Consider the following 11,765-nt stretch of genomic DNA (forward strand, 5'->3'; position numbering starts at 1 on the left):
CGGTCTGGCGCATGCCGGCACTACGGAAGATCTTGCAAAAGCTCAGCCTTGTCGGCTCGAAGCGCTGATCAACCGCCATCGCCCTGATAGCGGTTGATGGCAATGTCCATCCCCGTCGCCCTGCGATGGATTTCGGCCATGACAGGTTCGAAGACCGCGTTGCGACGCTCGAGCTCGGCATGCTCGGCAAGATAGGCCGGCACCAGCGCGGCAACCTCGTCAAAGACGGCCGTTTCATCCACCGTGGTCAGGCGTCCGCCTTGCATGACGATCCGCCCGGCGACCATCACCGTTTCGATCGAGGATCCGTTTTCCGAATAGACCAGATGTTTGGCGACATCGTTGAGCGGCATGAAGGGGTAGGTCTTCAGATCGAGAATCAGGAGATCGGCTGCCTTGCCGACCTCCAGCGACCCCGTCACCTCCTCCAGCATGGCCGTCTTCGCGCCACCGATCGTCGCCATGGTCAGGATTTCATGCGCCGCCACCCATTTCTCGTGGTCGGGTCCGGCGGCACTGTGCACGAGGCCGGCAACGCGCATGACGTCGAAGATGCGCGACGTGTCGTTCGAGGAAACACCATCGGTGCCGAGCCCGACCGTCACACCGGCATCGAGCAGACGGCGGATCGGGGCAATGCCTGCGCCGAGCTTCAGGTTCGACACGGCATTGTGCGCGACGGAAACGCCCGCGTCCCCCATCAGCCGCATGTCCTCGTCGCTGACCCAGACGGAGTGCGCAATGGTCGTGTTGCGCTTCAGGAGACCGAGATCGTGCATGTAGGCGATGAGAGACTTGCCGTGCAGCACCGGGCCCGTCACGGCCTGCGTCTTCGTCTCGAGAATATGGGTATGGAAGGGCACATGCCGTGCGACCGCAAGGTCCATGCAGGCGGCCATGAGATCGGGCGTGCAGCGCTGCGGCGCCGAGGGGGCAATCATGAAGTTCAATCGACCCGCCTTGCCGTGCAGGCTGGAGAAGGCGGAACGACAGTAATCCATATAGGCGCCCGCAGTCATCGGGGGCCCGAAACCGAGACGCGCCTGCAGTTCGGGGGGCATCACCTCGCGCGCGAAGGGCAAGGCGTCGAGCGTGTGCACATTCATCACGGCGCTCGAGACGTTGGCGCGAATGCCGGCATATTCATAGGCCCGGAACACCGTGGCAAGCCGGTCTAGGTCGTGCCTTGGCGGGTCGAAGAAGTCGTCGCAGAAGGTGGTGACGCCGTTGCGCAGCGATTCCATCGCCAGCAGCAGGCTGCGCAGATAGAGCAGCCGCTCGCCGATCGGGTCGTTCATCAGCAACGGATAGGCATAGAGCAGCCAGATCTCGAGCGGCATGCGCTCGTAGCGACCGCGAAGGAAAGTCTCGCTGGAATGGGTGTGCGCGTTGACGAGCCCGGGCATGACCAGCTTGCCGCGCCCCTCGATGATGCGTGCGCCCGGCCCAGCGGCGATCGTGCCGCCGACCGCCTTGATGGTCGCACCGTCGATGAGGACATCGCCGGAAAAGGGAGCCGAACCATGCTCTGCGTCCATGGCGACGATCGTCGCGTTGCGGATCAGCGTCTCGCTCATGGCAGGTTTCCGAGGGATTGCAGCAGGAGATCGTAGTAGGCGGCGGGATCGCCGTCGCGGACATAGAACACGTTTTTCGGCCGGTCGGTGATCTGCCACCAGTCGGCGACCGTCATGCCGGCCGTCAAAGTGCCGTTGAGTTCGACGGAGACATTGATCTGGCGCCCCGAAAACATCTCCGGCGCCAGCATGAAGGCAGGCACGCAGGGCCCATGCAGCGGCGCGCCCTCCCAGCCATATTTTTTCAGATCGAAGGTCTCGGAGAATTCCAGCATCTCCGCCGTCGCCACCCCGCAGCGGTTGGCAAGCGCCCGCATCGCATCGAGCCGCGCACGCGTCGAGCGCATCCGGTGCGTCACGTCGAGCGGCAGCAGCGTTGTCCTGATGCCGGCCCTCAGCACGATGTCGGCGGCTTCGGGGTCGACATAGCAGTTGAACTCCGCGGTCGGGGTTATGTTGCCGACCTCGAAGTAAGCGCCGAGCATCGCGACGACCTCGCGGATCTTTCCGGCAATGTCAGGCGCCTTGCGCAGAGCCATCGCGAGGTTCGTCACGGGCGAGAGCGCACAGATGGTGATCTCCCCGGGATGGGCGCGGACGGTATCGATGATGAAATCGACACCGTGTTTCTCCCGGGCTTTGATGGATGGCGGCGGCAGGTCCGGGCCATCAAGACCCGTCGGACCATGCACATGCTCGGCCATGACCAGCGGGCGGATGATCGGATGCGGGCAACCGGCGAAGACAGGAACATCCGGCCGACCGGCCAGTTCCATCAGCTTCAGGCAATTGGTGACCGTATGCTCCAGATTGATGTTGCCGGCCGTCGCGACGAGGCCGAGCACGTCGAAGGCCTGCCGCTGGCCGAGAATCATCAGGATTGCAGCGGCCTGGTCTTGCCCGGGATCGGTGAGGATGATGAGCTTGCGCATCATGCCGCCACCTTGCCCGGCGCGTCGCCTTCCAGCCACGCGTAAAGCTCCCAGGTCTCGCCGTCCGGCCCGTGGAAATAGAGGCAGCGAGCATTCCAGGGATAGTCGGCCGGCGGCCCGACGAAGACCACGCCCTCCGTCGCAAGGTCCGCATGGAGCGCATCGATATCGGCCGGGCTGTCGAGCCTTACCGCGACGAGCACGGCCGAGGCCGACCCTTTCGGCACGCACACATTGGCATGCGTCTCGATATGCGCCCGGTCCCACACCGCAAGCGTCAGGCCCGCACCGATGAAGTCGGCGAAGCCCGGCGCGCGATGCTGGAGCTTGAAGCCGAGTTTCTGCGTGTAGAAGCGGATGGATGCCTCGAGATCGGTGACCAGGATACAGACGTCCCGGATCGGATGGCGTTGTGCGAACATCATGATGCCTCCTATTGGTCCCGCAGTTCGGCGAAGGAACTTGCCGCTTTCGCCCCGCCGCGCAGCTTGCCGGAAAGCCAGACGCCGAAGACGGTGGCGAGATAGGGCAGCGCCTGCAGAAGATCGTGCGGGATCCTGTCGCCGAACATGAGCTGGGCGCGGATGCCGATCGCCCCGACCACCGCGAAGAAGAGCGCGGCGAAGGTCGCGCCCACCGGATGAGCGGCTCCGAAGATGACCGCGGCGAAGGCCATGAATCCACGCCCGGCGGTCATGCCCTGGGCGAAGAACTGCAGGCTCCCGGCGGCAAGTTCCGCACCGCCGATCGCGCACAGAACCCCGCCGATCGAAAGCGCCACGAGCCGCATGCGCGACGGGTTGGCGCCGACCCCACGGGCGGCAAAGGGGTGCTCGCCGCAAGCTGCGAGCCGAAGGCCGAAACGTGTTCGCCGCAGCAGGACCCACATGGCGAAGACGACGAAGGGCATGGCGGCCACAGAGATCGACAGCACTCCGTAGGTGCCGAAGGCCGGCCCGAGCTTGGGAATGCCGAACGGGGCCGTAACGGTCGCCTGGCTGCCGAAGATCGACTGGACGGCGAGTGCCGTGCCGCCGACACCGAGCCCCGTCAACCCGAGGCCGGCGATGATGGGGTTGGCCTTCAGCCTGTCGATGACGAACCAGAGAAGCACCGACGCCAGCACACAGGCAAGGATGGCGATGAGGATGGCCGCCGCCACGGATTTGGTAAGCATGATGCCGAGGATCGTGGCACAGGCGCCGATGATCATCAGGCCTTCAAGGCCGAGGTTCCAGACCCCTGCCCGCTGGGCGATGACGCCGGCGAGCGTGACGTAGATCAGCGGCGTTCCGGAACGCAGGATGGCGATGATGATCTCGTTCATGACGAACGCCCTCCAAAACGCAGCACCCTGTCGACAAGCTTCGACCGTGCCGTAATGAACAGCGCGATCGCTGCATTGATGATGTCGATGGCCGCCGCTGGCAGCCCCGCCATGATCGGCAGGTAGAGCGCCGCGGAAGCAAGGCCGCCGAAGAACACGGCTGCCACCGCCGTTCCGACAACGGAGAGATTGGCGACGAGCGCGATGAGGATCGCCGTGAAGCCATGCGCCGGCAGGAAGCCCGAAGCGATACGGCCGTTCGGCCCCATGAATTCGATCGTGCCGGCAAGGCCCGCCAGCGCCCCGGAAATGAGGAAGCTGGACAGGCCGAGCTTCCAGAGCCGTGCCCCCTGCCACTCGACCATCGTGCCGTTGCGGCCGGCAAGGCTCGCCAGCACCCCGAAGGCGGTCCGGTTCACCAGCAGCCACATCAGGATGCCGACGATGGCCGCGATGGCAATGATGGTCGGGGAGAGGCCGAGGGAATCGGAAATGCGGTAGGCCGCATCGAGCGGCCGGCTCGATGCCTGTTGGCCGGAGCCCGAGGGATCCTTGAGCGGTCCCGCGGTGACATAGACCAGAAGCAGGCCTGCCATGAAGTTGCCCATCAGCGTGGTGATGACCTCGTCGGTGCCGGAGCGAAGGCGCAGCAGACCCGGCCAGAGAGCCCAGAGGGCGCCGCCCAGCATGCCGGCGAGCAGCAGTGCGGGAATGACCAGGACGGCAGGCCCGCCCTTCAGCGCCTCGGCCGCAAACGCGGCGCAGATCGCGCCGACATAGAACTGGCCCTGCGCGCCGATGTTGAAGAACCCCGCCCGGAAGGAAATGCCGACGCCGACTGCCGTGATGAACAGCGGCAGCGCCCACCGGAGGCTTTGTTCGATCGCGCCACTGCGCAGGAACGCCCCGTCGAGCACCGCCCAGAGCATGACGGGTGCGTTGTAGCCGGCAAGCTGGAAGACGAGTGCGCAGAGCACGAGCGCGAAGATGACGAAGACCAGACTGCGGAGGACGGTGATAAGGCTGTCTTTCATGCGTTTGCCCTCACAGCAGCGCCGGTCATGGCAGCCCCCACCGACCCGATGTCGAAGGGCGCGCGGAACTCCCCATTCAGCCGTCCCGACAACATCACCACGACGCGGTCGGAAATATCGAACAGCTCATCGAGATCCGACGAGATGAGCAGGATGGCGGCACCGCGGTCGCGGGCCTGCCTCAGCGCCTGCCACACGAAGGCGGTCGCGCCGATGTCGAGGCCGCGTGTCGGCTGGGCGGCGATGATCAGCCGCGCGGCCGGATCGACCTCGCGCGCGAGGATCACCTTCTGTGCGTTGCCGCCGGAGAGCGAGCCGGCCCTCTGCCCGCAATTGTGGTAGTGCACGCTCCATGCCTTGAGCGAGCGGTCGCACGCCTCGCGGATGACCGCGGGCCGGATGACCTTGAGCAGACTGCCCTGCAGCAGGTCCCGCGCGCTCCAGTTCTGCCAGAGCGAACTGGTAAGGCTGAGGCCTTCCACGTTGCGCTCGAAGGGAATGATCCTGAGACCGATCGCACGGCGGGCGGCAAGCGGCTGGCGGGTCACGTCCTGCCCGGCGAGAGCGATCGAGCCGCCGTCGAGGTCCGCGAGGGCGGAAATCGCCCGGACCAGTGTCTTCTGCCCGTTGCCTTCAACACCGGCGATGCCGACGATTTCGCCCGGACGGATATCAAGGTCGATCGTGTCGAGTGCGATGCCCTCGCTGTCCGGCCGGGTGGAAACGGCCTTCATCGACAAGACGGCAGGGCCTTTTGCCTGGGACGGCTGGTCGGCATCCCCGCCGGCCGGGGATTTCGTTCCGACCAGGGCGTCGCGGTCGTGCCCATCGAGCGTCCTGGCCACCGCATCGCCGACGATCAGGTTGGCCAGCCGCTCGGCCGGGACCTCGGCGATCGGAAGCGGCCCCTCCACCTTCCGGCCGCCGCGCAGCACCGTGACCGTATCCGCGATACCAAGCACCTCACGGATCTTGTGCAGAATGAGGATGACGGTGACACCACGCGCCTTGAGGCGTCGAACGCGGGAAAACAGCATGTCGATGCCCGCCGGCGACAGCACCGCCGTCGGCTCGTCGAGAATGAGGACGCACGCATCCGTCACCAGCGCACGCGCGATCTCGATGCCCTGCTGCGTCTCGATCGGCAGGTCGCGGATCCGCCGGTTGAGATCGACCTGAACGTCGAGCCCGGCAAGATGCGGCCGCCATTTCTCCGCAAGCGCCTTGCGGCTGTAGATGCCGCCCTTGTCCGTCGCCCCGAACTCCATGGTCTCGGCAACGGTGAAGGACGGCGGCAGGGCAAAACTCTGGTGGACGAGTTCCACGCCCGCGGCGCGGCTTTCCCTGACCTGCCCCGTGCGGATTTCATGCCCCATCACGTCGACGGCACCGAAAGTCGGCCGCACGAGGCCGGCGGCGACACGGGCGAAGGTCGTCTTGCCGGCGCCGTTCTGGCCCACGACGGCATGGATCTGGCCCGGAGCGAAGGAGGCTGAAACCTCCGACAGAGCCGTCACGTCACCGAACTTCACGGTGACATCGCGGCACTCCAGGGCCGACTTTGGAAGATTGGGCATGATACGGTTCCCAACGAGAGCAGAGGTTCACGTCCGTCAACAGGGCTGGAGACGAGCCGCGAACCTCCCGCGACCATCCCTCGGGGACGGCCGATGCCGATTGTCCGTCAAGCCTCCACGCCGGCCCGATGGGCCGGCGTGGAGGCTCAAAGCGTTGTGTTGAACGGGACCTTGATGGATCCGTCCAGAATGCCCGCCCGAACCTTGTCGACCTCGACGAGCGCTTCCTTCGCCTTCGCATTGAGATCTGCCGGTCCCTGCTCGGCGAAAACAGGCGAAGGAATGAAATCGATGACGCCGGTGCCGAGGCCCGTATGCTCATGCGTACCGCCCTTCCAGTCGGAGCCGACGGCCTTGGTGACCTCGTTGTAGAGCGAGACGCCGAAATCGAGGCTGACGATGGAGATGAGCGACTTCGGACCGAGCTCGTACTGCCCGGGCGCAAGGCAGCTCACCATGCGACCTTCCTTTTCATTGGCCGCAGCGATGATGCCGCCGTCGGTGGCCGCCGCATCGGTCTGGATGTAGTCGATGCCGTCATTGTACATCTGGGTGGCGATTTCCTGCCCCTTGGCGGGATCCTGGAACGAGCCCGCAAAGGCGGCGACGACGCTGGCATCCGGCCGGATGGAGTGCACGCCGGCCTTGAACGCGTTGAAATCGGCATTGAGCGGGGGAATCGAGACGCCGCCGATGAAGCCGGTCTTTCCGGTCGAGGTCATCCTGGCGGCAAAGACGCCCGAAAGATAGCAACCGAGATAGTAGTCGTAGGAAACGGTCACCACGTTCGGGATCGCCGGTTCGAAGGGGTCGCCGAAAAGCTGGATCCACTTGGTGTTGGGATAGGACGGCGCCAGCGCCTTGAAGGGCTCGGCCACTTCGTTGAAGGTCGAGACGATGATCGCAGCGCCCGCATCGCCAAGCGTGCGGTAGATGGTCTCGTAGGTCGCCGGATCCTGCGCGTAGATGGCGCGGTACTCGAAGCCCTTTTCCTCCGAAAGCTGCTTGAGCTTGGCGATCATCTGGTCCACCGGACCGTTGTCGCCGGCCGCCTGCGTGTGAACGAGCGCGACCAGCCCGCCGGAGGCGCGGGCGAATTCGGGCACGATGCTGGCTGCAAAGCCAAGCGCCGCGGCGCCTGCGCTCGCCTGCAGGAATGTGCGGCGATGCATCCTGTGCTGTGCATTGGTCCCAGTCTTGTCTGTCATGATGGTTCCCTCTTTTATCGATTGTCGTTTCGCATGCGCATTCGCCGACACGCAGGCCCTGCTGCGCGTCGGTTGCCGCCTCAAAGAGGAGGCGAATAGGAGGCCGGGTTCATGATCATCACCTCCTGCTTCTGGATCGCGTCCAGCGCCCAGACCTCGGAGATGAACGTCTGCCAGTCGGGGTCGGCATACATCGCCGTCCGGCGCGCCTCACGGTCGGCGAGACTGTCGTAGGCCCACATCAGAACCGTGGTGTGAAGGGTGCCGAGTTCCGAGGAATAGAGGCCGACAAAGGTGTTGAGGTGGCGCTTCTGCACGGGCAGGCCGTCAGCCTCGTATTTCTTCATCCACTTATCGACCGTACCGGGCTTGAAGGTATAGGTGCGGTGTTCGAGGATCATCGGATCGCTCCTTCTGCGTTCAGGATGAACTCGGCGCATTTCTCGCCGATCATGATGGCCGGTGCATTGGTGTTGCCGCTCGAGATGATCGGCATGATCGAGGCGTCGGCGACGCGCAGCCCCTCGATGCCGCGGACCTTGAGCCGCGCGTCCACCACGGCCATGGGATCGTTGCCCATCTTCGCCGTTCCCACCGGATGGAAGGTCGTCATGGCCGTTGCACGAAGCCAGCGTGTCAGCGCCGCATCGTCAAGCGCCTCCGGCCCGGGCGCGAGCTCCTTGCCGCGGTATCGGTCGAAAGCCTTCTGGCCGACGATGTCCCGGGTCAGCCGGATGGCGTCGATCATCGTGCGAATGTCGAACTCGTCGCGCAGGTAGTTGGCCAGGATCTTCGGCTTGTCGGCGGGATTGGCCGACCGCAGCGTGATCTCGCCGCGGCTCACCGGATTGACGGGGCCGACACGGATCGTGAACCCGTGGTTGGCTTCCACCGCCTGTTTCTTGCGGAACGGATTGGGGAAGTGCAGGTTGGCCGTCTTTTCCAGCGCCGGCATGAAATGCAGCTGGATGTCCGGCGCGACGAGACCATCGTTCGAGCGGATGAAGGCGCCGGCCTCGTAGGGAAAGGTCGTCGTGATGCCTTCCCCGAACAGCATGCCCTGGGCAACGGCCGGTATGAGCTTGTCGGCACGCAGGTCGCCGAACAGGGTGATCGGCTCCCGGCATTCCCAGCTCATGACGCAGTCGACATGATCCTGAAGGTTCTTGCCGACACCCGGAAGATCGAGCACGGGCTTGATGCCGAGTGCGCGCAGCTCGTCGGCCGGCCCGATGCCCGAGAGGAGCAAGGCCTTGGGGGAATTGACGACGCCCGCGGACAGGATGACCTCACGCCCAGCATGGGCGCGCCCCGACCGACCGTCCCTGACATAGTCGACGCCGCATGCCCGGCCGTCTTCGATGACGAGGCGCGTCGTTTCCGCCCCCGTCAGCACGGTCAGGTTCTTGCGATCGAGCGCGGGGCGCAGGAAGGCCCAGGACGTCGACCAGCGCTTTCCCTTGCGGATGGTGAAGTCGTAGCGGCCGAACCCTTCCTGGGTGGCGCCGTTGAAATCGTCGTTGTCCGGGTAGCCGGCCTGCAGGCCCGCCTCGCAGAACACGTCCATCAGCGGATTGTGGCCACGGGCCCGGCAGACGGTCAGTTCGCCGTCTGCGCTGTGGAACGCATCCTTGCGCTGGATATGGGCCTCGGAGCGCCGGAATGCCGGCAGCACCTCGTCATAGGACCAGCCGGGCAAGCCGAGCTGCGACCAGCGGTCATAATCGTGGCGATTGCCGCGCACGTAGATCATGCCGTTGATGGTCGAGGTCCCGCCCAGCACCTTGCCGCGCGGCCAGTAGAGCGAGCGGCCGTTGAGATGGGGCTCGGGCTCCGTGTGATAATGCCAGTTGTAGATGCCCGAATGGAACAGCTTGCCCATCAGCATCGGCAGCCGGAACAGCGGATTGCGATCCTTGCCGCCCGCCTCGATCAGCAGCACACGGTTCGCCGGGTTCTTCGACAGGCGGTTCGCAAGAACGCAGCCCGCCGACCCCGCGCCGACGATGATGAAATCATATTCCGGGGCAGACGCCATGGATCACCATGCGACAGGCTGGCCGCCCATCGCCTCCAGATAGGAATTGCACAGAAGGAACGGATTTTCCCGGCCCAGCACATCATCGGCAAAAGCGGGATGCGCGCGCTGGACATAGGCGACATGGCCCTCACGCCCCTCACCGACACCGGCCGCAGCAAAGATATCGGCGGCAGCCGCGCCGAAACCCAGGAAGACGACGGGCGCGTCCCGCGCCAGAAGCGTTTCGACCACGCGCAGCATGAGCGGCCGCCAGAAGGGCAGATGCCCGCGCGACTGGTGCGGATCGATATCGACGCGAAAACGGGAGAGCGTCAGCGATGCGTTGAGCAGGAGGACACCCTCCCTCACCCAGCGGTCGGCAATCAGGCTGGGCGCCTCGAACACCCCCGCCGGATCACACAGCAGATGGCGCACATCCGGCCATCGGCCGAAATCCCGCGCGAGGCTTTCATCGCCGAGGCGCGCGGCCGCGATGAGCTGCATATAGGCGCGGATGCTCTTCGAGAACATCTTGTCCAGCTCACCCCAGCCAGCAAGATTGCCGGCCTCGAAGGCGCGGCCCGTTGCGAAACCGGGTTCAGGATAGGGATCCTGCCCGAGGATCAGGCAGCGCACATCCCGCGGCGCAATGCCGTCAAAGGCGGCGAGCATATGCGCCCCCGGCGGCTGGCCGGGAAAAACCTTGCCACGGCGGGCCGGAAAGATCGGCTCCCACGCCTCCAGCTCGAGATCGCCGCCGACACGATCGAAATCCGCGCCGACGGAGCCGAGCGCGGCACGCCAGAGCTGCGGCAGGTCGCCTTCCCAGCCGGCAAGCGTCTGCGCCATCGCCTCCCTCAACCGCATCGACATCCCGGCCTCCCCTTCCGTCCACTGAAGGGAAGACTAGACAAAACTTGACCAAAGTGTCAACTTTCCAAAAGACAAAAAATGACGACTCGGTCAATTTTTCCTGACAAATACGTCAGCTTTTGGCAAAGATCGAAACGCTTGCATTTCGCCGGAAAACGCGGCAATTGCGCAGACGATCCCGCCACCACGCACGATTGCCTGGTACGAAGCGACGGCGAGATGGAGGCGGAACCACATGGCAAGGGCAGCTAAAGATCCCGAGGAGCGCATCCGCGAACGCAACATGCGCCTCATCATCAAGGCGGGGATCGAAATCTTCGCGCGCAAGGGCTTCGACGGCACACGCATCGCCGAGATCGCGGAGGCTTCAGGCCTGCCGAAGGCCAATGTCTACTACTACTTCTCCTCCAAGGAAGAGATCTACACCGCGATCATCGCGCATCTCATCGCCAGCTGGGACGATGCGCTGAAATACATCTCGCCCGAACGCGAGCCCGCGGAGGCCTTCCGGCTCTACATCAAGGCAAAGCTCGAATACACGCGCAAGAACATCGCGGAATCCCGCCTCTTCGCCAGCGAGATCATCCAGGGCGCGCGGTTCCTGAAGAAGAAGGATCGCGACCACATGCGCCAGATCACGGATGCGCATGTGGCCGTCGTCGAGGGCTGGATTGCCGCCGGCAAGATGCTGCCGGTCGATCCCCGCCACCTCTTCGTCATGCTGTGGGCATCGACGCAGTTCTACGCGGACTTCGAACCCGTCGCCGCCGACGCCCTGAAGAAGTCGCGCCTGAAAGCAGAGGACTACGAAAAGGCAGCCACCACCATCACCGAAACGATCCTGCGGGGCATTCTCCGCAATCCCTGAGCGTTTGCGCTGAGCCAGGACGCCGTGAGGGTCTCGCGCGGCCGTCCCGGATAGTCAGCTACGTCTCGGCGGAGGCGGACAGCACCGAACCGATCAATCCCGGAAACCGCGCCTCCAGGTCGTCGTGCCGGAGGCTGAGGCGGCGGCCGCGGCCCAATGGCTCATTGCGGATGATACCGGCCTCGCGCAGCACCTTCATCAGATGCGACTTGGTCGACTTCGGCATCGAAGGGTCGGAAAGATGACATTGGGCCATCTCGAGCGGGCCGTCGGCGAGCTGGCGCACGATGGCCAGCCGCTCGGGATCACTCAACGCGAAGAGCACGTCGGTCAACCGCATATCCATGCG

Annotated in this window: 12 protein-coding genes; 1 reads left to right on the forward strand and 11 read right to left on the reverse strand. The window is 64.8% G+C overall.

All coding sequences use genetic code 11. From position 1 onward, the window contains the following. Positions 1-68: 68 nt before the first annotated feature. From AKG11_RS06635 to AKG11_RS06680, 10 genes are all read right to left on the reverse strand, one after another. Entirely contained in the window at positions 69-1,577 is a 1,509-nt protein-coding gene (locus AKG11_RS06635) for an amidohydrolase family protein (RefSeq protein ID WP_050743340.1), read from the reverse strand. Then, on the reverse strand, positions 1,574-2,512 hold the full coding sequence (locus tag AKG11_RS06640; RefSeq protein ID WP_050743341.1) for a nucleoside hydrolase: 939 nt from the start codon (positions 2,510-2,512) through the stop codon (positions 1,574-1,576). The genes AKG11_RS06635 and AKG11_RS06640 overlap by 4 nt, the downstream gene beginning before the upstream one ends. Next, positions 2,509-2,934, reverse strand: a complete 426-nt coding sequence (locus AKG11_RS06645; protein WP_050743342.1) for a VOC family protein — start codon at positions 2,932-2,934, stop codon at positions 2,509-2,511. Before AKG11_RS06645 ends, AKG11_RS06640 begins: the two co-directional genes overlap by 4 nt. Before the next feature lie 8 nt (positions 2,935-2,942). Beyond that, complete coding sequence (locus tag AKG11_RS06650) at positions 2,943-3,836, reverse strand: ABC transporter permease (protein ID WP_023513621.1); 894 nt, start codon at positions 3,834-3,836, stop codon at positions 2,943-2,945. Beyond that, complete coding sequence (locus AKG11_RS06655) at positions 3,833-4,870, reverse strand: ABC transporter permease (RefSeq protein ID WP_023513622.1); 1,038 nt, start codon at positions 4,868-4,870, stop codon at positions 3,833-3,835. Before AKG11_RS06655 ends, AKG11_RS06650 begins: the two co-directional genes overlap by 4 nt. Next, on the reverse strand, positions 4,867-6,447 hold the full coding sequence (locus AKG11_RS06660; protein WP_050743343.1) for an ABC transporter ATP-binding protein: 1,581 nt from the start codon (positions 6,445-6,447) through the stop codon (positions 4,867-4,869). The genes AKG11_RS06655 and AKG11_RS06660 overlap by 4 nt, the downstream gene beginning before the upstream one ends. A gap of 146 nt (positions 6,448-6,593) precedes the next feature. After that, positions 6,594-7,619 (reverse strand): BMP family ABC transporter substrate-binding protein, encoded by a 1,026-nt coding sequence (locus AKG11_RS06665; RefSeq protein ID WP_037407166.1) that lies wholly within the window; start codon positions 7,617-7,619, stop codon positions 6,594-6,596. Positions 7,620-7,735: 116 nt separating this feature from the next. Continuing rightward, positions 7,736-8,056, reverse strand: coding sequence for an NIPSNAP family protein (locus tag AKG11_RS06670; RefSeq protein WP_023512230.1), 321 nt, complete (start codon positions 8,054-8,056; stop codon positions 7,736-7,738). Then, the gene (locus tag AKG11_RS06675) at positions 8,053-9,693 is read right to left on the reverse strand and encodes a GMC family oxidoreductase (protein WP_050743344.1); all 1,641 of its coding nucleotides are present in this window, start codon (positions 9,691-9,693) and stop codon (positions 8,053-8,055) included. The genes AKG11_RS06670 and AKG11_RS06675 overlap by 4 nt, the downstream gene beginning before the upstream one ends. A gap of 3 nt (positions 9,694-9,696) precedes the next feature. Further along, complete coding sequence (locus tag AKG11_RS06680; RefSeq protein ID WP_050743345.1) at positions 9,697-10,524, reverse strand: uracil-DNA glycosylase family protein; 828 nt, start codon at positions 10,522-10,524, stop codon at positions 9,697-9,699. 259 nt (positions 10,525-10,783) lie between these two features. Here AKG11_RS06680 and AKG11_RS06685 point away from each other — a divergent pair, with 259 nt between their 5' ends. Further along, positions 10,784-11,416, forward strand: a complete 633-nt coding sequence (locus AKG11_RS06685) for a TetR family transcriptional regulator C-terminal domain-containing protein (RefSeq protein WP_050743346.1) — start codon at positions 10,784-10,786, stop codon at positions 11,414-11,416. Positions 11,417-11,474: 58 nt separating this feature from the next. Here the strand turns inward: AKG11_RS06685 and AKG11_RS06690 are convergent, their stop codons facing one another. Further along, entirely contained in the window at positions 11,475-11,750 is a 276-nt protein-coding gene (locus AKG11_RS06690; protein ID WP_371260042.1) for an ArsR/SmtB family transcription factor, read from the reverse strand. Positions 11,751-11,765 lie beyond the last annotated feature (15 nt).

Source organism: Shinella sp. SUS2, assembly GCF_001262505.1.
GTDB lineage: Bacteria > Pseudomonadota > Alphaproteobacteria > Rhizobiales > Rhizobiaceae > Shinella.